The 22,801-nt window shown below is 72.8% G+C and carries 24 protein-coding genes; 17 read left to right on the plus strand and 7 right to left on the minus strand.

Annotated features, from left to right (window positions below):
* Nucleotides 1-50 precede the first annotated feature (50 nt).
* Complete coding sequence (locus AB0H83_RS00395) at nucleotides 51-1,043, plus strand: D-alanine--D-alanine ligase A (RefSeq protein WP_360084430.1); 993 nt, start codon at nucleotides 51-53, stop codon at nucleotides 1,041-1,043.
* Between the two features lie 7 nt (nucleotides 1,044-1,050).
* Here AB0H83_RS00395 and AB0H83_RS00400 read toward each other — a convergent pair whose 3' ends face one another.
* The 3 genes from AB0H83_RS00400 to AB0H83_RS00410 form a co-directional block, all read right to left on the minus strand.
* Nucleotides 1,051-1,494 carry a CHRD domain-containing protein gene (locus AB0H83_RS00400; protein WP_360084433.1) on the minus strand — a complete coding sequence of 148 codons (444 nt, stop codon included), beginning with the start codon at nucleotides 1,492-1,494 and terminating at the stop codon, nucleotides 1,051-1,053.
* 70 nt (nucleotides 1,495-1,564) lie between these two features.
* Nucleotides 1,565-2,068, minus strand: a complete 504-nt coding sequence (locus tag AB0H83_RS00405; protein ID WP_360084436.1) for a DUF3515 domain-containing protein — start codon at nucleotides 2,066-2,068, stop codon at nucleotides 1,565-1,567.
* A gap of 9 nt (nucleotides 2,069-2,077) precedes the next feature.
* Nucleotides 2,078-2,311 (minus strand): Lrp/AsnC ligand binding domain-containing protein, encoded by a 234-nt coding sequence (locus AB0H83_RS00410; protein ID WP_360084439.1) that lies wholly within the window; start codon nucleotides 2,309-2,311, stop codon nucleotides 2,078-2,080.
* A gap of 153 nt (nucleotides 2,312-2,464) precedes the next feature.
* On the opposite strand from AB0H83_RS00410, the gene AB0H83_RS00415 reads away from it, so the two are divergent.
* Complete coding sequence (locus AB0H83_RS00415; RefSeq protein ID WP_360084442.1) at nucleotides 2,465-3,427, plus strand: thiamine-phosphate kinase; 963 nt, start codon at nucleotides 2,465-2,467, stop codon at nucleotides 3,425-3,427.
* Nucleotides 3,428-3,455: 28 nt separating this feature from the next.
* Nucleotides 3,456-3,923, plus strand: a complete 468-nt coding sequence (locus tag AB0H83_RS00420; protein WP_360084445.1) for a GNAT family N-acetyltransferase — start codon at nucleotides 3,456-3,458, stop codon at nucleotides 3,921-3,923.
* 252 nt (nucleotides 3,924-4,175) lie between these two features.
* Here the strand turns inward: AB0H83_RS00420 and rpmB are convergent, their stop codons facing one another.
* Nucleotides 4,176-4,367: a 50S ribosomal protein L28 gene (rpmB, locus tag AB0H83_RS00425; protein ID WP_360084448.1), complete on the minus strand. Its 192-nt coding sequence runs from the start codon at nucleotides 4,365-4,367 to the stop codon at nucleotides 4,176-4,178.
* A 225-nt stretch (nucleotides 4,368-4,592) separates the two neighbouring features.
* Between rpmB and AB0H83_RS00430 the strand changes: the two genes are divergently transcribed.
* The 11 genes from AB0H83_RS00430 to mutM all read left to right on the plus strand — a co-directional run bounded on the left by AB0H83_RS00430 (nucleotide 4,593) and on the right by mutM (nucleotide 15,878).
* Complete coding sequence (locus AB0H83_RS00430; RefSeq protein ID WP_360084451.1) at nucleotides 4,593-6,896, plus strand: DAK2 domain-containing protein; 2,304 nt, start codon at nucleotides 4,593-4,595, stop codon at nucleotides 6,894-6,896.
* Nucleotides 6,897-6,900: 4 nt separating this feature from the next.
* On the plus strand, nucleotides 6,901-9,093 hold the full coding sequence (gene recG / locus AB0H83_RS00435) for an ATP-dependent DNA helicase RecG (RefSeq protein WP_360084454.1): 2,193 nt from the start codon (nucleotides 6,901-6,903) through the stop codon (nucleotides 9,091-9,093).
* Between the two features lie 417 nt (nucleotides 9,094-9,510).
* Nucleotides 9,511-10,077, plus strand: a complete 567-nt coding sequence (gene rsmD / locus AB0H83_RS00440) for a 16S rRNA (guanine(966)-N(2))-methyltransferase RsmD (protein ID WP_360084457.1) — start codon at nucleotides 9,511-9,513, stop codon at nucleotides 10,075-10,077.
* Between the two features lie 58 nt (nucleotides 10,078-10,135).
* The gene (gene coaD / locus AB0H83_RS00445) at nucleotides 10,136-10,615 is read left to right on the plus strand and encodes a pantetheine-phosphate adenylyltransferase (RefSeq protein ID WP_360084460.1); all 480 of its coding nucleotides are present in this window, start codon (nucleotides 10,136-10,138) and stop codon (nucleotides 10,613-10,615) included.
* Between the two features lie 93 nt (nucleotides 10,616-10,708).
* On the plus strand, nucleotides 10,709-11,209 hold the full coding sequence (locus AB0H83_RS00450) for a hypothetical protein (protein ID WP_360084463.1): 501 nt from the start codon (nucleotides 10,709-10,711) through the stop codon (nucleotides 11,207-11,209).
* A 99-nt stretch (nucleotides 11,210-11,308) separates the two neighbouring features.
* Nucleotides 11,309-11,872: a YceD family protein gene (locus tag AB0H83_RS00455; protein ID WP_360084466.1), complete on the plus strand. Its 564-nt coding sequence runs from the start codon at nucleotides 11,309-11,311 to the stop codon at nucleotides 11,870-11,872.
* A gap of 5 nt (nucleotides 11,873-11,877) precedes the next feature.
* Entirely contained in the window at nucleotides 11,878-12,051 is a 174-nt protein-coding gene (rpmF, locus tag AB0H83_RS00460) for a 50S ribosomal protein L32 (RefSeq protein ID WP_033357807.1), read from the plus strand.
* A gap of 13 nt (nucleotides 12,052-12,064) precedes the next feature.
* The gene (locus AB0H83_RS00465; RefSeq protein ID WP_360084471.1) at nucleotides 12,065-13,099 is read left to right on the plus strand and encodes a phosphate acyltransferase; all 1,035 of its coding nucleotides are present in this window, start codon (nucleotides 12,065-12,067) and stop codon (nucleotides 13,097-13,099) included.
* Entirely contained in the window at nucleotides 13,096-13,824 is a 729-nt protein-coding gene (gene rnc, locus AB0H83_RS00470) for a ribonuclease III (protein ID WP_360084474.1), read from the plus strand. The genes AB0H83_RS00465 and rnc overlap by 4 nt, the downstream gene beginning before the upstream one ends.
* The gene (locus AB0H83_RS00475; RefSeq protein WP_360084477.1) at nucleotides 13,817-14,995 is read left to right on the plus strand and encodes a mannosyltransferase family protein; all 1,179 of its coding nucleotides are present in this window, start codon (nucleotides 13,817-13,819) and stop codon (nucleotides 14,993-14,995) included. Before rnc ends, AB0H83_RS00475 begins: the two co-directional genes overlap by 8 nt.
* A gap of 16 nt (nucleotides 14,996-15,011) precedes the next feature.
* The gene (gene mutM / locus AB0H83_RS00480; RefSeq protein WP_360084480.1) at nucleotides 15,012-15,878 is read left to right on the plus strand and encodes a bifunctional DNA-formamidopyrimidine glycosylase/DNA-(apurinic or apyrimidinic site) lyase; all 867 of its coding nucleotides are present in this window, start codon (nucleotides 15,012-15,014) and stop codon (nucleotides 15,876-15,878) included.
* On the opposite strand, the gene AB0H83_RS00485 is transcribed toward mutM, so the two are convergent.
* Nucleotides 15,802-16,581 carry a spherulation-specific family 4 protein gene (locus AB0H83_RS00485; RefSeq protein WP_360084483.1) on the minus strand — a complete coding sequence of 260 codons (780 nt, stop codon included), beginning with the start codon at nucleotides 16,579-16,581 and terminating at the stop codon, nucleotides 15,802-15,804. The genes mutM and AB0H83_RS00485 overlap by 77 nt on opposite strands.
* A gap of 26 nt (nucleotides 16,582-16,607) precedes the next feature.
* Complete coding sequence (locus tag AB0H83_RS00490; protein ID WP_360084486.1) at nucleotides 16,608-17,258, minus strand: CAP domain-containing protein; 651 nt, start codon at nucleotides 17,256-17,258, stop codon at nucleotides 16,608-16,610.
* A 294-nt stretch (nucleotides 17,259-17,552) separates the two neighbouring features.
* Between AB0H83_RS00490 and AB0H83_RS00495 the strand changes: the two genes are divergently transcribed.
* From AB0H83_RS00495 to AB0H83_RS00505, 3 genes are all read left to right on the plus strand, one after another.
* Nucleotides 17,553-17,747, plus strand: a complete 195-nt coding sequence (locus tag AB0H83_RS00495) for a hypothetical protein (RefSeq protein ID WP_033357811.1) — start codon at nucleotides 17,553-17,555, stop codon at nucleotides 17,745-17,747.
* Nucleotides 17,748-18,069: 322 nt separating this feature from the next.
* Nucleotides 18,070-21,642, plus strand: a complete 3,573-nt coding sequence (smc, locus tag AB0H83_RS00500; RefSeq protein ID WP_360084490.1) for a chromosome segregation protein SMC — start codon at nucleotides 18,070-18,072, stop codon at nucleotides 21,640-21,642.
* Complete coding sequence (locus tag AB0H83_RS00505; RefSeq protein WP_360084493.1) at nucleotides 21,639-22,241, plus strand: HAD-IA family hydrolase; 603 nt, start codon at nucleotides 21,639-21,641, stop codon at nucleotides 22,239-22,241. The genes smc and AB0H83_RS00505 overlap by 4 nt, the downstream gene beginning before the upstream one ends.
* Here the strand turns inward: AB0H83_RS00505 and AB0H83_RS00510 are convergent.
* A complete protein-coding gene (locus tag AB0H83_RS00510; RefSeq protein ID WP_360084496.1) occupies nucleotides 22,230-22,712 on the minus strand; it encodes a glutathione peroxidase in 483 nt (160 codons plus the stop codon). The two genes, AB0H83_RS00505 and AB0H83_RS00510, sit on opposite strands and share 12 nt — an antisense overlap.
* Nucleotides 22,713-22,801: the final 89 nt, after the last annotated feature.

Here is a 22,801-nt window from a genome sequence, read left to right on the forward strand (position 1 = left end):
CCGACGACGGCCGGACAGCGGCGGCTTGACCGGGCCGTTAGGGTCGGCGCGTGGAAACGCCAGAGAAGACCCGGGTCGCCGTCGTGTTCGGCGGGGGCAGCACCGAGCACGCGGTGTCCAGCGTCGGCGCCGCCGACCTCCTCGACGCCCTCGACACCGACGAGTTCGAGATCGTGCCGATCGGGGTGACCCAGGAGGGTCGCTGGGTGCTCAGCGAGGCCGCCCGCGCCGAGCAGCCCTCCACGGACCTGGTGCCGGCCGGCGCCGCCGTCACCGTCGTCGACGCCGGCGTCGGGGTCGCCCGCCTCGGCGGCATCGACGTGGTCTTCCCGGTCCTGCAGGGCGTCTTCGGCGACGAAGGCACCATCCAGGGGCTGCTGGAGATGGCGGACCTGCCCTACGTCGGATCGGGCGTGCTCGCCGCCTCCGTGGCGATGGACCACGACTTCTCCCGCAAGCTCGTCGTCGCCGCCGGGCTGCCCGTCGCGCCTTATGTCGTGCTCAGGGGCGACGCGGACGTCGCCGCCGCCGACCGGGACCGGCTCGGCCTGCCCGTCGTGGTCCGCCCGGCCCGCGGCGCCGGCGGCGTGACCGAGGTCACCGACTGGGCGCGGCTGCCGGACGCGGTCGCCGCGGCCCGCGCCGTCGACGCGAAGGTCGTCGTCGCCGCCGCGCCCGCCGGCCGGCGCGTCACCGTGGGCGTGCTGGACACCGGCGCGACCGACCGGCCCGAGGCCAGCGTGCCCGGTGAGGTCGGCGACGGGCGCACGACCGCGCCGGCCGACCTTGACCGCGCCGTCGGGCGCCGGGTCCGCGACCTGGCCGTGGAGGCGTTCGTCACCCTCGACTGCGCCGGGCTGGCCGTCGTCGAGTGCACCGTCACCCCCGACGGCCAGGTCTACTTCGACAGGATCGACACCATGCCCGGCTTCGATCCGGGTGCGCCGTTCCCCGTCGTGTGGCAGGCCAGCGGGGTGGCGTACCAGACGCTGATCTCACGACTGGTCAAGGCGGCCGTGCGGCGGGGGACCGGCCTGCACTGAGCCGGGCTCAGTTGCGGTGCAGCTGCCCGCGCAGCGCGCCGCCGGGGTGGGCCGACGAGTGCACGTTGACGTAGTAGCGCTCCGGGTCGTCTCGTAGCCGCCACGCGAGCCGGTCGCCGACCTTCGTGCACGCCGCGACCGACCCCGACCAGGTCGGCGCCGCCAGCGGCACGCTCACGGGGCCGTTCTTGCCGGGCCGGCCCCGATGGATGTGGGCGGCGTCGATGTCACCGCCGACGTTGCGCACGTGGATCACGTAGCGGAGGCGGCCGTCGCGGTACAGCTGGAGCAGCGCGATCCCGGTGGCGTCGGGGTCGCCCTTGCCCTTGGGCACCTCCTGGCCGCCGGTCAGGTAGGCGCCCAGCGACACGCTACGGGGCGCGGGCGCGGCCGCCGCCGGGGTGACGCCGGTCGTGGCGCCGGCGACCAGGGCGGCCGCGACGGTGAGCACAGTACGTATGGATCTCTCCCTCGTTCAGGCGCAACCAGGTCCGGATTGCGCAACCGAGGGGAGATCGGTGTCAGCAGTGGGTGTTGCCCGGATCGGCGAACGGCACGGTCGTGACGATCGGTGCCGAGAGGTTGACCAGCCACGCGCCGTCGGCCTTCTTCGGCACCACGACCCGCAGCGGGACCTGGCGGTCCACCGTCGTCCAGACGGTCTCGTCGCCTCGCTCCTCCGGATACCAACATACGTCCGACAGGCCCAGCAGCTGGGCATCTTGCGGAATCGCCCGCTTACCGACCGTCCCGCAGGACAGTACGATCGCCGGGTCGCCGAACGCCGCGTGCTGCTCCGGCCCGGCGCTGACCGGGCGCCGGTGCAGCCCGCCGAGCGTCTCCGGCAGGCGGGCGACCAGGGCGCGGCAGGTCGCCGCCGTGGCCTGGTCCATGGGGGCCGCGTCGGTGTGCACCGGACCGGTCGCGGTGGCCTTCGGGAAGCCGCCGAGCAGCCAGAACGCCAGGACGCCGACCACCAGCGCGACCGGGACCGCGGTGATGGTGGCGAGCCTGGCGGGGCTCATCGCCGTCATCTATAAGTGCACCACCGAGCAGGTCAGGGTGCGGGTGATGCCCGGCACCAGCTGCACGTTGCTGACGATCAGCTTGCCCAGCTCGTCGACGCTGCGCGCCTCCGTGAGCACGACCACGTCATACGGCCCGGTGACCGCGTCCACCCGGACGACTCCGGCGAGCTGCTGGATGGCGGTCGCCACATCGCGTGCCTTGCCGACCTCTGTTTGGATCAGGATGTATGCCTGTACCACGACACGACTCCTTCCTGCGCCGCGCGAGCGCTGATCAGGGCTGAACCTACCGCACCATGGGAGGCAGCGAACCAGCAGCCGTGCGTGATCGTGCCACGACACGCTGCGTCAAGGGCAACATTGCGCATCAGTGTTCAATTTTTTGGAGGACGGGTGACCGTTGCAACCGCCGGTGAGTTCGGGCTCATCTCACGGGTGACCGCCCGGCTCGGGGCGGCGTCGCCCCTGGTCCTGCTCGGCCCCGGCGACGACGCGGCCCTGGTCGCGACCCCTGACGGCCGGGTCGTGGCCAGCACCGACGTGCTCGTGGACGGCCGGCACTTCCGCCGCGACTGGTCCACCGCGCGCGACATCGGCCACCGCGCGGCCGCCGCCAACCTCGCCGACATCGCCGCCATGGGCGCCCGCCCGACGGCGCTGCTCGTCGCGCTCTGTGCACCCGCCGATCTCGAGGTCACCTGGGCGGAGGAGCTCGCCGACGGGCTGGCCGCCGAGTCCGGCAAGGTCGGGGCGGTCGTCGTCGGCGGGGACATGTCCGCCAGCCCGACGCTGACCATCGCGGTGACGGCCCTGGGCACGCTGGACGGGCGGGAGCCGCTGGTGCGCACCGGGGCGCGCCCCGGCGACGTGGTGGCCGTCTGCGGGCGCATCGGGTACGCGGCGGCCGGGTACACCATCCTCTCCCGCGGCTTCCGCTCGCCGAAGCTGCTGGTGGAGGCGCACCGCCGGCCGCAGGTGCCCTACGCCGCCGGCCCGTCCGGGGCGCTGCTCGGGGCCACGTCCATGATCGACGTGTCCGACGGGCTGCTCGCCGACCTGGGCCACATCGCGACCGCCAGCGGCGTCGGGATCGACCTGCGCCGCTCCGCGTTCGTGGTGCCGGAGCAGATGCGCGACGCGGCGACCGCGCTCGGCGTCGACCCGTACGGCTGGATCCTCGCCGGCGGCGACGACCACGCGATCGCGGCCACCTTCCCGCCGTCCGTGGAGCTGCCGGACGACTGGCGGGTCGTGGGGGAGGTCATGCCGGCCAGCCTGTTCACCGCGGGTGACGGCGTGACTGTGGACGGTCGCCGGTACACCGGCGGAGCCCCAGGCTGGGACCATTTCCGGTAACGAGTGATCGCCTCTATACCCTTTACGAGTGACTGAGCTCGACATCCGACTGACCCGCTACGGCTCGCGGGTCGCCACCGAACTGATCAGCGCCACGCTCGCCGACCTGAGCCGGCGCTACGGCGGGGACGGGGACACCACCCCGATCCAGCCGGGTGAGTTCGACCCGCCGATGGGCGGCTTCTTCGTCGCGTACGTGGACCACGTGCCGGCGGGGTGCTGCGGCTGGCGGACCTTCGCCGAGGACGAGACCACGGCGGAACTCAAGCGGCTCTACGTGGCGCCCGAGTTCCGCGGGCAGGGGGTGGCCCGGCGGCTGCTCGCGGCGGTGGAGGAGGCGGCCCGCGGTGCCGGGCGGGAGCGGATCTGGCTGGAGACCGGGACGGCGCAGCCGGAGGCGATCGCGCTGTACGAGCAGGCCGGGTACGCGCGGATTCCGGATTTCGGGCACTACAAGGGGTACCCGAGCGTGCGCTCGTTCGGGCGGGCGCTCTGACTGCTGCTTGTCGTCGGAGGCCTCGGACGTGTTCGGGGCCTCGGACGTGTTTCGGGCACTGAACGTCTTCCGGGCCTTGGACGTCTTTGGGGCTTGGACCTCTTCTGGAGCTTGGACGTCTTTTGGGGCTTGGGCGTCTTGCGGGGCTTGGGCGTCTTGCGGGGCTTGGACGTGCTGAAGCCCCGCGGCCGTTGGTCGCGGGGCTTCTTCAGCTCTTGGCCTGTGTGGCCTTGGCCTTGTTGGTGCAGGCGATCAGCCGCGAACGACCTTGCCGGCCTTGAGGCAGGAGGTGCAGGCCTTCACCTTCCGCGTGGTGCCGCCACCGGCCGGGGTGCGCACCGTCTGAATGTTGGGGTTCCAACGGCGGTTGGTCCGCCGGTGCGAGTGGGACACGTTGTGGCCGAAGCCCGGTCCCTTGCCGCAGACGTCGCACACGCTAGCCACGGGGATCTCCTGGGATTGATTGCGTCTCGGGCTGGACCCCTCCACCGGCCGTGCCGGCGGCGGACTCCAGGTGTCACCGACCGGCGAACCGGCGGGCAACCCCGCAAGGTTACCTGATGGGACCCGCTGGCTCCCAATCGGCCCTTGTCGGAGTCTTGCCCTCCGAGTTTTCCAGCCGCGGCGGCGTACGAGAAAATGTCGGTGGTCGCCGATAGGCTCTGGCGCGTGCCAGAGAGTGAGGACGGTGCCGCCGTTCGCCGGTGGTGTGCCGCCGGTCTCGACGCGCTGCGTCGGCACCGGTCAGAGATCGACGCCCTCAATGTCTATCCCGTGCCAGACGGCGACACCGGGACCAACCTGACCCTGACGATGTCCGCCGCCGTCGATGCCGTGGATGCCGCGCCTTCCACTCTGGGCGCCGCCGGCCTGCTGTCCGTCGCCGCACGAGGCGCGCTGCTCGGCGCCCGGGGCAACTCGGGCATCATCCTGGCGCAGCTGCTCAAGGGCCTGGCGTCGTCCCTCGCCTCAGCCCCGACCGTGGGCGGCCCCGAGCTCGCCGCCGCGCTGGACAGCGCCGCCAGGTCGGCCTATGCGGCGGTGGCCGCCCCGGTGGAGGGCACGGTGCTGTCCGTCGCGACCGCGGCGGCCCGGGCGGCCGCGACGGTGGTTGCCGCGCCCGGTGCCGATTCCGGTGAAGCCCCCGCCCCTTCAGCGGCCGCCCCTTCCGCTGCCGCGTCTGCCGCGTCTGCCGCCTCCGCTCCGTCCGCGTCCGGCGCTGTCGCCGCCCCCTCCGCCGCTGCCACTCCCGCCGCGACTCCAGCCGCGTCCGGCGCTGTCGCCACCCCTTCTGCCGTTCCCGCCGCGTCGGCGTCTGGCGCTCCCGCTCCCGGCGCGTCCGGGTCTGGTGCTTTCGCCTCCGCGCCGTCGGCGTCTGGTGCTGTCGCCTCGGTGGCTTCTGGCGCTTCCACCTCCGCCGCGTTGGCTTCCGGCGCCTCCTCCGGGTTCTCCGCCGGCGGCGTGGTGGCGGTGGCTCGGGCGGCCGCCGAGGGGGCCCGGGTCGCGCTGGCTCGCACGCCCGAGCAGCTGCCGGCGCTGGCGCGGGCGGGGGTCGTCGACGCCGGGGGGCGTGGGCTGGTGGTGTTGCTGGAGGCGTTCGTGACGTCGCTGACCGGGGAGGCGCCGCCCGTCGCCGCGCCGGCGGTCGCGGGGCCTGTCGCCGTGCCCGGCGGGGTCATGGAGCGCGAGGCCGGGTCGGTCGAGTTCGGCTACGAGGTGCAATACCTGCTCGACGCCCCAGCGGAGGCGATCGGGCCGCTGCGGGAGACGCTCGGCGCGCTCGGTGACTCCCTCGTCGTCATCGGTGACGACCCGACCTGGCACGTCCACGTGCACGTCAACGACGTCGGCGCGGCTATCGAGGCCGGGATCGAGGCGGGGCGGCCGAGCAGGATCACCGTCACGCGGTTCGCCGAGCAGATCGCGGAGCAACGCTCGGCCCAGGCAGCCGGCCCGTCCATGAGCCCGTCGACCCGCCAGCCCGCCAGCCCGCCCGCCGACCGGCCCGCCAGCCCGTCCGTCGGCCAGCCCGTCAGCCCGTCCGCAGACCAGCTCGCTGGCCCGTCGGCCGGCCAGTTCGCTCGCCCGTCCGCCAACCCATCCACCGACCAGACCGCCGGTCAGGTGGTTGGCCAGCCCGTCGATGTGTCCGCCGGTATGTCCCCAGCGCAGCCCGCCGGCCCGCCGGCGGTCCCGTCGAGCCTGTCGGCCACCTCCTTCGGCGCCCCCGCGACTTCCTCCGGTCCCTCGTCGGGCTCGTCCGGTGCGGCGGCGGACTGGTTCGATCCGCTCGCAGTCGAGTCGGAGCCGGTTGCTGAGGAGCAGGGGTCGGGCGTCGTGGTCGTGTGCACCGGGCGGGGCATCGGGGAGCTGCTCGCCGCCGAAGGGGCCACCGTGCTCAGCGGCACGCCGTCGACGGCGGAGGTGCTGGCCGGGATCCGGGCGACGGGTTCGCCGAGGGTGGTGATCCTGCCCAACGACACCAACGTGCTGGCCGTGGCCAACGCGGCAGCGGCGGAGGCGCGGGCCGCCGGGATCAGGGCCGGGGTGGTGCCGACGCGGTCGCCGGTCCAGGCGCTCGCCGCGATCGCGGTGCGGGACACGGGCCGGCGGTTCGAGGATGACGTGATCGCGATGGCGGAGGCGGCGGCCCGGTGCCGGTCGGCGGAGCTGACCGTCGCGGCCCGGGAGGCGCTCACCGTTGCCGGGCGATGCCAGCAGGGGGATGTGCTGGCGATCGTCGACGGGGAGGTCAACCTGATCGGGCAGGACCTGGAGCGCACCGCGTGCCTGCTGCTCGACCGGATGCTGCTGGCCGGCGGGGAGCTGGTGACCCTCATTCTGGGGCAGGGGGCGCCCGCCGGGCTCGGTGAGACGCTGCAGGCGCACGTCGCCGGGGCGTGGCCGTTCGTCGAAGTGCAGTGTTACGAGGGAGGCCAGCCGCACTACCCGCTGCTGGTCGGGGTGGAGTGAGCCGGTGACCGAGATCGATCTGACCACGCCGCTGCAGAAGGTGATCGGCAACGGCGCCAAGCTGCTCGCGGACAGCCTCAACCTGCACACGGTCGGCGATCTGGTGTACCACTTCCCGCGCCGCTACGAGGAGCGCGGCGAGCACACCGACATCCGGTCGCTGGAGATGGACACCGAGGTCACGGTGTTCGGCCAGGTGAAGCGGGTGTCGTCGCGGACGTTCATGCAGCAGCGGGGCAAGACGGCGGGCAAGCGCGGCTCGCTGCTGGAGGTGGTGGTCGGCGACGACAGTGGCGGCGAGCTGAGCGTCACGTTCTTCAACCAGCCGTGGCGGGAGTCGCAGCTGCGGCCCGGCCGGTGGGGGCTGTTCTCGGGCAAGGTCGGCCGGTTCCAGAGCAAGCTGCAGCTCAACCAGCCCGACTACATCCTGCTCGACGGCGCCGAAGGGGAGGAGAGCGTCGAGGAGTTCGCCGGCGCGATCATCCCCGTGTACCCGGCGACCGCGAAGGTGCCGACGTGGCGGATCGCCGCCGCCGTGCGCACCGTCCTGGACGTGCTGCCGGCGGTGTCCGACCCGGTCCCGGCGACGGTCCGGGCCAAGCGGAAGCTGTCGTCGCTCGACAAGGCGCTGCGCGAGATCCACCGGCCCGAGTCCCGCGAGTCGCTGCACTTCGCGAGGCGCCGGCTGAAGTGGGACGAGGCGTTCGCGCTGCAGCTCACCCTGGTGCAGCGCAAGCACCGCGCCGCCGACTGGCCCGCACGGTCCCGGCCGTTGCGCGACGACGGGCGGCTGACGATGTTCGACGGGCGGCTGCCGTACGAGCTGACCCGCGGCCAACGCGACGTCGGCAACGAGATCGCGGCCGACCTGGCACGACCGCACCCCATGCACCGTCTGCTGCAGGGCGAGGTCGGCTCCGGCAAGACCGTCTGCGCGCTGCGCGCCATGCTGCAGGTCGTCGACGCCGGCGGGCAGGCCGCGATGCTCGCCCCGACCGAGGTGCTCGCCGCTCAGCACCATCGCAACGTGATCGATCTGCTCGGCGACCTGGCCCGAGCCGGCGAGCTCGACGCCGCGCCCGAGGCGACCCGGGTGGCGCTGCTCACCGGCTCGCTGGGCGCCGCGGCCAAGCGCAAGGTGCTGGAGGAGATCGGCTCCGGCGCCGCCGGCATCGTCGTCGGCACCCACGCCCTGCTGTACGAGGGGGTCACGTTCAAGGATCTCGGCCTCATCGTCGTCGACGAGCAGCACCGCTTCGGTGTCGAGCAGCGCGACGCCCTGCGCGCCAAGGCCGACCAGCCGCCGCACGTGCTGGTCATGACGGCGACGCCGATCCCGCGGACGGTGGCGATGACGGTCTTCGGCGACCTGGAGACCTCGGTGCTCAGCCAGCTGCCCAACGGCCGCTCGCCGATCGCGTCGCACGTCGTGCCGGCCATGGACAAGCCCGCGTTCCTCGACCGGGCCTGGCGCCGCATCCGTGAGGAGGTCGCCGCCGGTCATCAGGTGTACGTCGTCTGCCCCCGCATCGGCGACGCCAAGTCCGACGGCGAGGACCTCCCTGCCGGCGACGACGAGCGCCGCGCCCCGCTCGCCGTCCTGGACGTCGCGCCGCAGCTGGCCGAGGGGCCGCTGCACGGGCTGCGGATCGGGGTGCTGCACGGCCGGCTTCCCGCCGAGGAGAAGGACGCCGTCATGCGCTCCTTCGCCGCCGGCAACCTCGACGTCCTGGTCGCGACCACGGTCATCGAGGTGGGCGTCGACGTGCCCAACTCCACGATGATGGTGATCCTGGACGCGGACCGCTTCGGCGTCTCCCAGCTGCACCAGCTCCGCGGCCGGGTCGGCCGGGGCAGCGCGCCCGGCCTGTGTCTGCTGGTCACCGAGTCCGGCGAGGGCACCGCGGCGCGGGCCCGGCTGGACGCGGTCGCCTCGACCACCGACGGCTTCAAGTTGGCCGAGCTCGACCTCGAGCAGCGCCGCGAGGGCGACGTCCTGGGCGCGACGCAGTCCGGCCGCAGGTCCCACCTGAAGCTGCTGTCGCTGCTCCGCGACGCCGAGCTGATCGGCGACGCCCGCGCCGAGGCGTTCGAGCTGCTGGAGGACGACCGCGAGCTGACCCGCCACCCGGGCCTCGCCGCCACGGTGGCCCAGCTCGTCGACGAGGAACGCGCCGAATACCTGGAGAAGGGCTGAGGACCGGACCGACGCCCCAAGGCGTCCGCCAGTGTTGGCGTTCGGAGTGGATGCGGACGCGTTCGCGCTGGCGGATCTTGATGCCGCGGTGCGCGGACAGGTTGTCCAGGATCGGTGCGCTGTCCGGCCGGCCCGGCGGATCTGTGTGAGGGCGGCGGCGTGCTGTCGAACGACACCATCCCGGCGGCCGGCCCGGTTCGATCCATCGCCCGGCTCGCCGTGGCGAGCAGCGGATCCCATGGTGGCTGGCTCGCTTGTGATCTTGCCCGCTTGATCGAAGTCGTGTCGTGGTCGTCCGGATGGCCAGGACGCGACTTCGATCAGCACGGTAATCCGGCCGGCTGGCCGGCTGGCGCCCGCCCGCCCGCTACCACGAGTGGCGCAGGTCACTCTCTGATGGAGCCTAGGCTGGAGCGCGTGACACGCATCGTGGCCGGCACCCTCGGCGGCCGGCGCCTCACGGTCCCCGCCGGTCAGGGCACCCGCCCCACCTCCGACCGGGTCCGCGAGGCCCTGTTCAGCAGCCTGGAGGCGATGACCGACCTCGACGGCGCGAGGTTCGCGGATCTGTACGCGGGCTCCGGCGCCGTCGGCTTCGAGGCCTGCTCCAGGGGCGCGGCGCACGTGCTGCTCGCCGAGGCCGACGCCAGGGCCGCCAGGATCGTGCGGTCCAACATCGCCACGCTGGGCGTCGGTGGCACCGTCAAGCTGGTCGCGGACAAGGTCGAGCGGCTGCTGCAGCAGGCGCCCGACGAGCCGTTCGACGTGGTGTTCATCGACCCGCCGTACGCCGTGACCGACGAGCGGGTCGGCGAGGTGCTGCGGGCACTGGTCGAGCGCTGGCTCGCCGGCGGCGCCGTGGTCGTGGTCGAGCGCAGCAGCCGAGGCGCCCCGATGCGCTGGCCCGAGGGCCTCGTCCAGCGCGCCGAGCGGCGGTACGGCGAGACGACGCTGTGGTATGCGGAACGCGACGCGGGCGGGTGACGCATAGGGCCGCAACCACTTTGGTACGGTCCCCGCTCATGAGGCTTGGGCTGGTGCAATGAGGCGCGCGGTGTGTCCGGGTTCGTTCGATCCGGTCACCAACGGACACCTGGACATCGTCGGGCGCGCATCGAAAATGTTCGATGAGGTCGTCGTCGCGGTTCTGATCAACACGAGCAAGGCCGGGTTGTTCACGGTCGAGGAGCGCCAGGAGATGCTCCAGGAGGTGACGGCGCCGTACGACAACGTGCGGGTCGACGCGTTCCAGGGCCTGCTGGTCGACTTCTGCCAGGCCAACGACATCAACGCGATCATCAAGGGCGTCCGGGTCGCCGGCGACTTCGACTACGAGCTGCAGATGGCGCAGATGAACTACGGGCTCGGCGCCATCGAGACGCTCTTCATGCCGACCAACCCGAAGTACTCCTTCGTTTCGTCGAGCCTCATCAAAGAGGTCGCGAAATGGGGCGGCGACGTTTCGCCGCATGTGCCCGATCTAGTGGCAAACCTCCTGCGCGAACGGCTCGCGAAACCCTGAAACTGAGGGCTTCCCGTGTGGCGATGGAGCGGCATCATGGTTTGGGCCGCATGATGGTGAAGTTGTTTGCCGTGGGACAGGGAGTGACCGCAAGTGGATCCGCTCGAGAGCATCGACCAGATCATCGCGCTGGTCGAGGGTGCACGGTCGGCGCCGATGTCGCGGAGCAACTTCGTGGCCGACCGCGCTGAGATGATCAACCTGCTCGACCAGTTGCGTGCCGACCTGCCGGGGGAGCTCCGCCGGGCCACCGCACTGCTCGACGAGCGGGACAAGATCGTGGACGCCGGCCGGCGCGAGGCCGAGCGGATCATCGCGGAGGCGGAGGCCGAGCACAACCGGCTCGTGTCGATCAACGAGATCGTCGTCTCCGCCGAGCACGAGGCGTCCCGCATGATCAACGAGGCGCGGGCGGAGACTCAGCGCCTCCGCGACGAGGTCGACGACTATGTCGACACGGCCCTGGCCAACTTCGAGCAGTTCCTCACCCGCTCGCTCGCCTCGATCGAGCGGGGGCGCGACAAGATGCACGCGCTGCGCGAGATAGGCTCGTTCACACCGTCCGGCAACGACGACCGGCCGCTGCCTTTCTGAAAGAGAGCCCCGAAGCGACGGAAAGAGCAGGGCGATTCGACGGGAGTTCTGCCGCTCGGGTAGCCTTGTCCGTCGGCCCTGCCTGGCCGGAGTCTGAAGATGCCAAATCACTCGCACCCGCACCTCGATCCCCGCAAGCCGCTGGTCCTCGAAACGGTGGACCTGCCGCGCCGCCCGGGCGCGATGCATGCGGTCTCGCGACAGGTGCCGGCACCTGAGGACCTCGGCCTGGAGCTGATCGGCGTGCCTGTCGGCGCCGAGCTCGACCTCCAGCTGCGCATGGAGTCGGTGTCAGAAGGCGTTCTCGTCTCCGGCACCGTCACCGGCCCGCTGGTGGGCGAGTGCGGACGCTGCCTGCGCCCGATCAGTGCCACGTTGGACGTCCCGATCCAAGAGTTCTATGCCTATGAGCACAGCACCACGGACGAGACGGCCGACGAGGACGAGGTCGGACGGCTGCAGGGCGACCTGATCGACCTGGAGCCGGCACTGCGGGACGCGGTGGTGCTCTCCCTGGCCGCCAATCCCGTGTGCCGTGAAGACTGCCCAGGGCTGTGCCCCGACTGCGGGGTGCCGCTGGATGAGCTGCCCGTCGGCCACAGCCACGAGCAGCTCGACCCGCGCTGGGCCGCCCTGACCCAGATCAAGCACTCAGAGGAGTAAGACCCGTGGCCGTTCCCAAGCGGAAGATGTCGCGCAGCAACACCCGGTCGCGCCGGAGCCAGTGGAAAGCTGTCGCGGTGCAGACGCAGCCGTGCCCGCAGTGCCGCTCCCCGAAGCTGCCCCACGCTGCCTGCTCGGTCTGCGGCACGTACAACGGCCGTCAGGTCATCGAGGTCTGATTTCCGGATCCGGGTGACGCGATCCGACAGGTCGCCGCACGGCGGGCAGCCCCCGTCCGGCACCGCGCGGATCGCCGTCGACCTCCTCGGCGGGGACAGTGCTCCCGCCGTCGTGGTTGACGGCGCTCTGCGTGCGTGCAGCGCCGATCCAGACCTGCATCTCCTCCTCGTAGGGCCGCGCGAGTCGGCCGACGAGGTCCTTGGCGCGCTCGCGGTCCACGACCGCGAGCGCGTCAGTGTCAGCGTGGTCGACCGCACCGTCGGCATGGGCGACGCCCCGATGCGGCACGTGCGGCGGGAGTCGACCGTGCGGGCCGCCGCCGAGGCGGTCTACGCTGGCCGCGCCGACGCGATGGTCTCCGCGGGCTCCAGCGGCGCCGCCGTCGCCGCCTCCGCCCACGTCCTGGGCCGGCTCCCCGGTGTGCGCCGGCCCGGCCTCGCCGCGCACGTGCCCACCCCGCACGGCCCGGTCCTGCTGCTCGACGTCGGCGTGACGATCGACGGCACCATGCTTGAGCTGGTGCAGCACGCCGTTCTCGGCGCCGCGTACGCCGCCGCCGCCCTCGGCGTCGCCGACCCCCGCGTCGGCCTTCTGTCCGTCGGCAGCGAGCCCGGCAAGGGCGACCGGCTGCGCCGGGCCGTCGCGGTCGCGCTGTCGGACACCGCACTGCCCGCCGGTGGGCGGTACATCGGCCTCGTCGAGGGCCACGACGTGCCGCTCGGCGGCCCGGCCGACGTGATCGTCACCGACGGCTTCACCGGCAACATCCTGCTCAAGGGCATCGAGGGGGCGACCGGGCGCCCCCTGCCCTCCGCCGAGGGCGCCAGACCGGCCCGGGGCGCCGCCCTGCTCGGCGTCGCTGGCACCGTCGTGGTCTGCCACGGCTCCGCCGACGGTCCCGACATCGCCTCCGGCATCGCCCTCGCCGCGCGCCTGCACCGCGAGCGGGTGATCCCCGCCGTCGCCGGGCTCGCCGACGACCTGCTGACCGAACTCTCCTCGGCCGGCGGCCTCACCATCCGTGACGCATTGGGAGAGCGCTCGTGACGAATCCGACCCCCCTCGAATCCGCCTTCGGGGTGCAGTTCGACCCAGACATGCTCCGGCGTGCGCTGACCCACCGCTCGTACGCCTACGAGAACGGCGGCCTGCCGACCAACGAGCGGCTGGAGTTCCTCGGCGACGCGGTGCTCGGCGTGGTGATCACCACCGCGCTGTTCCGCAACCATCCCGACCTCGCCGAGGGCCAGCTGGCGAAGCTGCGCGCGAGCGTGGTGAACATGCGCGCCCTCGCCGACGTCGCCCGGCGCCTCGGCCCCGAGGGCATCGGGCCCTACCTGCTGCTCGGCAAGGGCGAGGAGGCGACCGGCGGCCGCAACAAGGCCAGCATCCTCGCCGACACGCTCGAGGCGCTCATCGGCGCGATCTACCTGCAGTACGGGCTGGACACCGCCGCCGCGGTGATCCACAAGCTGTTCGACGACCTGATGGCCGAGGCCGCCCTGCGCGGCGCCGGGCTCGACTGGAAGACCAGCCTGCAGGAGCTCACCGCCGGCCGGGGTCTCGGCGTGCCCGAGTACCGCATCGACGAGGAGGGCCCCGACCATGCCAAGCGGTTCACCGCCTGGGTGATCGTGGCCAAGCGCCGCTACGGCGGGGCGCAGGGCGGCAGCAAGAAGGAGGCCGAGCAGCGCGCCGCCGAGGCCGCCTGGCGCGAGCTGTCCGTGCGGCCGGCGGAGCCGCCGAAGGGTGACGATGACCACGGTGACTGAGGTGGCCCGCCGCCGGGGCACGCAGCTGCTGTGGGCCCTGCCGCTGGCGGTGTACGCCCTGAGCCGGCTGGTCCAGCTGGCGTTCGTCTGGTGGATGGCCGACAACGGCGAGGTGCGCAGCCGGCTGCTGGCCTGGGACGGGGGCCACTTCGTCCGCCTGGCCGAGGAGGGGTACCCGGCCGGGTACAGCTACACCACCGATGGCGAGCTGACCGGCAACGGCCTGGCGTTCTTCCCCGGTTACCCGATGCTGGTGCGCATCGTGCACCTCGCGACCGGCCTGGAGGTCGGCACCGCGGCGATCACGGTCGCGTGGATCGCCGGCGCGTTCGCCGCGGTCCTGATCTGCGCGCTCGGCACCCGCCTCTACGACGAGCGGGTCGGCCTGGCGCTCACCGCCCTGTTCTGCACCCAGCCCATGTCGATGGCGCTGTCGATGGCGTACTCCGAGGCGCTGTTCGTCGCGATGGTCGCCGGCATGTTCCTCTTCGCGCACCGCGGCGACTGGCTCGTCGCCGGCGTGTTCGGCCTCGGCGCGGCGCTGTCCCGGCCGACGGGTGCCGCCGCCGCGCTCGGGCTCGCGGTCGCCGCCGCGATGGCCGTGCACCGCAGCCGGCGCGCCGCCCGTACCGGCGAGGAAGACGACCCCGGGAAGAGCGGACGTCGCGTCCCGGCCTGGCAGCCGGTCGCCGCCGCCGCCGTCGCGCTCGCCGGCGTCCCCGGCTACCTGCTCTGGGTCGGCCTGCGCGTCGGCGACCTCGGCGCCTGGTTCGACATCCAGACCGCGGGCTGGGGCACCACGTTCGACTACGGCACGTCCACGTTCAAGTTCGTCCGCGACGCGCTGCGCACCGGCGAGGGCTGGGTCCAGGTCAGCGTCGCCTGGATGGTCATCGGCGTCGTCGTGCTGGCCGCCGTGGCCGTGGCGAAGAGGGTGTGGATCCCGCTGCAGGTGTACGGCCTGATCGCGCTCGTGCTGGTGCTGGGCCAGGGCGGCTACTACCACTCCAAGCCGCGGCTGCTGGTGCCGGTACTGCTGATCCTCGTCCCGCCGGCGATCGCCATCGGACGGGCGAGGCCCCGCACGGCGGCGCTAGTGTTGTCGGGCTGCGCGGCGTTCGGGCTGTGGTACGGCTCCTACCTGATCACCGTCTGGCACTACGCGATCTGACCCCCATTGGAGAACGATGCCTGAGCTTCCCGAGGTCGAGACCGTCCGCCGCGGCCTCGACAAGTGGGTCTCCGGCCGGCGCATCGCCACCGTCGAGGTGCTGCACCCGCGGGCGATCCGCCGCCACCTGCCCGGCGCCGTGCACTTCGCCGACGTGCTCGCCGGCCGGCTCGTCGGCACCGTCCAGCGCCGCGGCAAGTACCTGTGGCTCCCGCTCGACGAGGAGGACGCCCTCGTCGGCCACCTCGGCATGTCCGGCCAGCTGCTCATGCAGCCGGTCGAGGCGCCCGCCGAGACGCACCTGCGGGTCCGCTTCACGTTCGACGACGACGGCCCCGAGCTGCGCTTCGTCGATCAGCGCACGTTCGGCGGGCTGGCGGTGTCCGCCGGTGGTGCGATCCTGCCGGCCGAGCTGACGCACATCGCGCTCGACCCGGTCGACCCGGCGTTCTCCGACGACGCGTTCGTGGAGCACCTGCGCCGCCGGCGCACCGAGGTCAAGCGGGCACTGCTCGACCAGACGCTGATCTCCGGCGTGGGCAACATCTACGCCGACGAGGCGCTGTGGCGGGCGAAGCTGCACGGCGCTCGGCCGACCGACCAGCTGTCCCGCCCGGTGGTGCGGCGGTTGCTCGGGCACGTCCGTGACGTGCTCAACGAGGCGATCGGCCAGGGCGGCACCAGCTTCGACGCGCTGTATGTCAACGTCAACGGCGAGAGTGGCTACTTCGACCGCTCGCTCAACGCCTACGGCCGCGAGGGCGAGCCGTGCAACCGCTGCGGCAGCCCGATCCGCCGCGAGGCGTTCATGAACCGGTCGTCCTACTCCTGCCCGCGCTGCCAGCCGCGGCCGCGGATCCCGGCAGCGCGGATCCCGCGTTGACCAACCGGTGCGGCCGGGGCCGGCGCGGCAGCGGCGTCGGCGGGTTGAGCTCGGCCAGGCCCGGCACCTGACCGCACCAGGCCGGCAGGTCGCAGTATGGGTCGGGGGCGCCGAGGTCGGTCACCATGCCGAAGCCCGCGCCCCGCGCGACCTGCAGCCGGGCCGCCTCGTCGAGCTCCCACGGCGGCACGGCGTGCACCAGGTGCCCGTCGCCGGGCAGCGCGCCCTCGCCGCTCCACCGGCGGTAGTCGCGCCAGCTGCCGTCGAAGACGCAGATCGGCAGGCCCAGGTCGCGGTACGTCTGGTCGGGCGGGCAGCCAGGGTTGAGGACCACGTCGGGCAGGTCGGCGCGCTGGGCGAGCCGGGCCGCGATGGCAACGGGGCCGATCGAGTGCGGACTGACCGGCACCTTGTCGAGGAAGACCCCGCGCACCGGATAGCCGGCCCACCGGTACACGTCGGCGCGGATCTGCTCGACCGGCCGGGTGGACAGGTCGACGTCGACATAGCCGAGCAGCCGCACCCCGGCGGCGGCCAGCCGGCTCATGGCAGCCGTGTAGGCCGGGTCGCGCCCGCTGCCGGGGCCGCCCGCCACGTCGACGACGACGGTGAACGCGGCACCGTGCCCCGCGACGATCTCCCATGCGTGTGGCCGGGCGAGGGGATGCGCCCGCAGTGGCAGGAGCGTCGGAACCCGGTCCACGACCGGACTAACGATGCTGGGCCCCCTCAAGCACGGCCGGTGTCCACGGTCCAGTAGGGCGTCCGGCCGCGCATCGCGGCACCGACCCCGATCGACTTGGTGGCGCAGTCCAGCAGGATCTCGCGGTCGTCGCCGCGCAGCCAGCCCTTGACGACGTCGCCGGCGTCGCCGCCCTTGGCGACCAGCTCGTCGGCGAAGCCGTTGTAACCGGCCTCGCTGACCCGGTCCTCGGGGGAGCTGCCGTCGCTGCCCTGGGACCGGGTGAAGTCGTGCGCGAGCATGTCGGCGCTGTGCGACCTGGCGGCGGTCCGCAACTGCGGGTGCATCCGCACCGCCTCGCACCGCGCCTTGCGGCGCTCGTTGTTGACCAGCTGCACCACCCGGTCCTCGTAGCCGGCGTTGAAACTGGCGTTGACGGTGGGGGTGGCCTTGCCGGTGGTACTGGGGGTGCTCGGCGGGGCGGCGCTGGAGGGCGCCTCGGTGGCCTCGGCGGCCCGGGTGCCGGTGGGGGCCGGCTCGGCGGCCGCGGCCGCGGCGGAGGGCGGGCCACCGCCGTCGGCCAGCGCGGGCACGATCACCGAGCCGACGCCGAAGAGGATGAGGACCGCCGTGGCGATCGCGGCGACGCCGGTGGGTCCTCCGAGCCGGGCGACCAGGCCGGGCTGCGGCGCCGTCATCGCGGATCTCCTCGGGGTCAGAATTTCTCCGGCACGACGCTACTTTGCAGTGGCGCTTGCGGGCAACCGGTGGCACACTGCCACGATCGGCTACAGGGGCGTGATCACGTACCCGGGTGAGTGAGAACACCCTGGCCAGGACGTTTGGCGTGCCGGTTGGCTTGACTAAGTCGCCGCCCGGGCTGAACATAGAGAGGTCGCCAGTCGCGCCCAATCATGCCCTAGTGCTTCGGTCGCGGGTGCTGGGCGCGCGTTTGCCGGAATCCGACCGGCTGCGCTTATCAAGGAGACGATATGGCTAAGGCCCTCTTCGGCCACGTAGGCGGCGCGCCCGATCGGCGCCTCGTCGACGAGGTCACCCAACTGCGTGCCAAGGTTCGGGCGCTCGAGTTCGAGGTCGTCCGGCTGCGCGCCGAGAATGACCGGCTCGCAGCAGCGGCCGCCGAAACGGATCACCTGGTCCGGCTCGTCGAGCCGGCGATGGCCTGACCCAAGGCCGTCGCACCAGCAAAGGACGCCGGCGGATCCGGCGTTCCGCACTGGAGCCTACGCAGAATTGAATAGCAAACCCGCGCGCCGACATCCTTCGGGTATCGGCGCGCAGTCATGTCCGGCAAACAATCGGTCATCGTGATCTATCAGCGGCGCGCAGTCATGTAACGACGCAGCGTCGACAATGGTTGCGAATGGGTCTTGGCCTGCATTTCCATGGGCACCGACACGCGCATTATGGTGTGCGGCACTGCCGAATTGGGTATCCTGCCGGGCGGTAGTCTGCCCGGTAAGCACCCACCTCGACCCGTGGAGATCCGTGCATCTCAAGAGCTTGACGGTCAAGGGCTTCAAGTCCTTCGCGTCCGCTACCACGCTGCGTCTCGAGCCGGGCATCACCTGCGTCGTCGGGCCCAACGGCTCGGGCAAGTCCAACGTGGTCGACGCGATCTCCTGGGTGCTGGGCGAGCAGGGCGCGAAGGCGCTGCGCGGCGGCAAGATGGAGGACGTCATCTTCGCCGGGACCGCCGGCCGGGCCCCGCTGGGCCGCGCCGAGGTGACCCTCACCATCGACAACACCGACGGTGCGCTGCCGATCGACTACACCGAGGTGTCGATCACCCGGCGGATGTTCCGCTCCGGCGAGAGCGAGTACGAGATCAACGGCAATCAGTGCCGCCTGCTCGACATCCAGGAGCTGCTGTCCGACTCCGGCATCGGCCGCGAGATGCACGTGATCGTCGGCCAGGGCCGCCTCGACGGGGTGCTGCACGCCCGGCCGGAGGACCGCCGCTCGTTCATCGAGGAGGCCGCCGGCGTCCTGAAGCACCGCAAGCGCAAAGAGAAGGCGATCCGCAAGCTCGACGCGATGGCCGCCAATCTCAACCGCCTCGGTGACCTCACCACCGAGCTGCGCCGCCAGCTCAAGCCGCTGGGCCGGCAGGCCGAGGTCGCGCGCCGGGCCGCCGGCATCCAGGCCGACCTGCGCGACGCCCGCCTGCGGCTGCTCGCCGACGACCTCGCCACGCTGCGCACCACCCTCGACAAGGAGATCGCCGACGAGACCGCGCTGCGGGCCCGCCGCGAGGAGGTCGAGGCCGAGGTCGAGTCGGTCAACGAGCGGCTGGCGATGCTGGAGGCCGAGCACGCCGCCGACGCGCCGGTGCTCGCCGAGGCGCAGGAGACCTGGTTCCAGCTCTCCACGCTGCAGGAGCGCTACCGCTCGCTGCACCAGCTCGCCGCCGAGCGGCACCGCAACCTGTCGGCCGCCCCGGTCGACGAGCGCCCCGGCCGCGACCCCGATCAGCTGACCGCCGAGGCGGAGAAGGTCCGCGAGCAGGAGGACGAGCTGCGCGCGGCTCTGGAGGCCAGCCAGGAGCGGCTCGCCGAGGCCGTCGACCGGCGCCAGGACCTGGAGCGGCGCCTCGCGTTCGCGGAGAAGGCGATCGTCGCGGCGCACAAGGCCATCGCCGACCGGCGCGAGGGCCTGGCAAAGCTCACCGGCCAGGTCGAGTCCGCCCGCAGCCGCGCGACCGCCGCCGCCGACGAGATCGAGCGCCTGTCGGTGCAGCTCGCCGAGGCCGAGACCCGGGCCGAGCACGCGCAGGCGCTCTACGAGGAGGCCAGCGCCGGCGCGAGCGTCGCCGACCACGCCAATGCCGACCTGGAGATCCGCCACCAGGAGGCGACCCGCGAGCTCGACGAGATCAACAACGAGGTCAGGCAGCACAGCGACGCCGAGCGCGCGGCCGAGAAGGACGCCGCCCAGTGGAAGGCGCGCGAGGAGGCCCTCGCCACCGGCCTGCGCCGCAAGGACGGCGCCGGCACGCTGCTCGCCCGCGCCGACCGGATCCCGGGCATGCTCGGCAGCGTCGCGGCCCTGCTGTCGGTGCAGGCCGGGCACGAGGCGGCGCTCGCCGCCGCGCTCGGCGCCCTCGCCGACGCCGTCGCGGTCGCCAACATCGACGGCGCCACCGCCTCCGTGGAGATGCTCAAGCAGGACGACGCCGGCCGGGCCGCGCTGCTGATCGCGTCCGCGCCGACCCACTCGTCGCCGCCGGTCGAGCGGGTGCCGCTGCCGCCGGGCGCCGCCTGGGCCCTGGACCTGGTCCGTGCCCCCGAGGAGCTGCGCCCCGCGCTGGAGCGGGCGATCGGCGACGTGGTGTTCGCGCCCGACCTCACCGTCGCGAAGCGGATCGTGTCCTACGCGCCCAACCTGCGCGCCGTGACCCCCGAGGGTGACGTGCTCGGGGCGTACGCGGCCGCCGGCGGGTCAGGCAAGCAGCACAGTTACATCGAGGTCCAGGCCGCCGTCGAGGAGGCCCGCCAGCAGAAGGTCGACGCCGAGCGGCGCGTCGCCGAGGCCCGCGAGCTGCTCGCCCTGGCCCGGCACGCGGCGACCGGCGCCAAGCAGCAGGTCGCCGAGGCCGCCGCGGCGAAGAAGGAGGCCGACAGCCAGCGCAACGCGGCCGCCCGCCGCCTCGCCGAGTTCGGCGCCGCGGCGAAGTCGGCGAAGGCCGAGGTCGAGCGGCACGCCGCGGCCAAGGCGAAGGCCGAGGCCGTCCGCGAGTCCGGCGTGGCCAGCCTCGCCGAGCTGGAGGAGCGGCTCGCCCTTGCCGAGGAGACGCCCATCGACGAGGACCCCTCGACGATGGAGCGCGACGACCTCGCCGCCGAGGTGCCCGTCGCCCGCCAGCAGGAGATGGAGGTCCGGCTCGCGGTCCGCACCGCCGAGGAGCGGGTCGGCGCCCTCGCCGGCCGGGCCGACGCGCTGCTGCGCCAAGCGGCGGCCGAGCGGTCCGCCCGCGAGCGGGCCGCCGCGCGCAAGGCCACCCGGGCCCGCGGCGCGAAGGTCGCCGAGACCGTCGCGTCGGCCGCGCAGCTCGCGCTGGAGCACCTCGCCGACTCGATCGCCGAGGCGCAGGAGACCCGCGACGTGCTCGCCGAGGCCCGCGCCGAGCGGGAGACGACGCTGACCGAGGTCCGGGGCCGGGCCAAGCAGCTGACCGCCGAGCTGGACCGGCTCACCAACGCCGTGCACCGCGACGAGGTCGCCCGGGCCGAGCAGCGGATGCGTATCGAGCAGCTGGAGGCCCGCGCCGCCGAGGAGTTCGGCCTGGACGCCGACACGCTCGTCGCCGAGTACGGCCCCCACCTGGACGTGCCGCCGACCGCGCCCGAGCTGGCCGCCGCCGAGGCCGACGGGCGGCCCGCGCCCGAGCCGGTGCCCTTCGACCGGGCCACCCAGGAGAAGCGCGCCGCCAAGGCCGAGCGCGAGCTCAACCTCCTCGGCAAGGTCAACCCCCTCGCGCTGGAAGAGTTCGCGGCGATGGAGGAGCGCTACAAGTTCCTCTCCGACCAGCTCGAGGACCTCAAGGCGACCCGCCGCGACCTGCTCACCGTCGTCAAGGACGTCGACGACCGGATCCTCGAGGTCTTCACCAGCGCCTACCACGACACGGCGCGGGAGTTCGAGCAGGTCTTCGCGGTGCTCTTCCCCGGCGGCGAGGGCCGCCTGGTGCTCACCGACCCCGACGACATGCTCACCACCGGCATCGAGGTCGAGGCGCGGCCGCCCGGCAAGAAGATCAAGCGGCTGTCGCTGCTGTCCGGCGGCGAGCGGTCCCTGACCGCCGTCGCGCTGCTGTGCGCGATCTTCCGGGCCCGCCCCTCGCCCTTCTACATCATGGACGAGGTCGAGGCGGCCCTCGACGACGTCAACCTCGGCCGGCTGATCACGCTCTTCGAGCAGCTCCGCGAGAAGAGCCAGCTGATCATCATCACGCACCAGAAGCGCACGATGGAGGTCGCCGACGCCCTGTACGGCGTCACCATGCGCCAGGGCGTGACCGAGGTCATCTCCCAACGCCTCCGCACGGAAGAAGCCGCATGACCCCTCGCCCGACCGCCCTGCTGATCGACTTCGACGGGGTGCTGCGGCGCCACGACCCTGCCGTCGCCGCGGCGATCGAGACCCGGCACGGCCTGGAGCCCGGCGCGATCCTCGCCGCCGGCCTCGAGTGGGACCGGCAGCTGCCCGCGATCACCGGCCAGATCAAGCGCGAGGAATGGCTCGCCTCGATCGCCGAGGCGCTGCACGTCGACGAGGCCGTCGTGCTGGAGTGGGACGCGTACCGTGGCGAGATCGTGCCCGAGGTGCTGCGGTTCGTCCGGGACGTCCGGCAGGCCGGCATGAAGGTCGGCCTGGCCACCAACGCCATGGACGACCTCGCCGACGTCCTGGCCCTGCACGGCCTGAGCGCCCAGTTCGACGCGGTGGCCAACTCCTCGGAGATCGGCGTGCACAAGCCGGCGCCCGGCTACTTCCGGGCCGCGTGCGCCCTGGTCGGCGCGCACCCGAAGCAGTGCCTGTTCATCGACGACACCGACCGCAACATCCGCGCCGCGCGAGCGGCGGGCCTCTCGGCCTACCGCTACACGCCCGGCGACGACCTCACCTACGCGCGGAAGGCGCTGGGGCTACAGGGCTGACTCGATCGCCTGCACGACCTCGTCCGACTTCGGTGTGACCCGCGGCGAGAAGCGGGCCGCGACCGAACCGTCGGAGGCGATGAGGAACTTCTCGAAGTTCCACCGGATGTCGCCGGTGTGCCCCTCGGCGTCCGGGGTGTCCACGAGCTCCTGGTAGAGCGGGTGCCGGGCGTCGCCGTTCACCTCGACCTTCTCCGTTATCGGGAAGGTGACGCCGTACGTGGTGCTGCAGAACTCGGCGATCTCCTCCGCCGAACCCGGCTCCTGGCCGGCGAACTGGTTGCACGGCACGCCGAGCACGGTGAAGCCGCGGTCGCCGTACTCCTTCTGCAGCGCCTCCAGCTCGGCGTACTGCGGGGTCAGCCCGCACCGCGAGGCCACGTTGACAACCAGCACGGGGTGACCGCGGAACCGGCCGAGGTCCAAGGGATCGCCCTGCAGGCCGGCGATCTTGACGTCGTAGATGCTCATGCCTGGATCGTATGCCGCGCTCGATTTCGGGGATCCGTCCGGCGACGGCCGCGCCGGCGCGTGCGGCATCAGCTGGTTGCTTTCCTGCC

It is taken from the genome of Dactylosporangium sp. NPDC050688 (assembly GCF_040654515.1).
Classification (GTDB): Bacteria; Actinomycetota; Actinomycetes; order Mycobacteriales; family Micromonosporaceae; genus Dactylosporangium.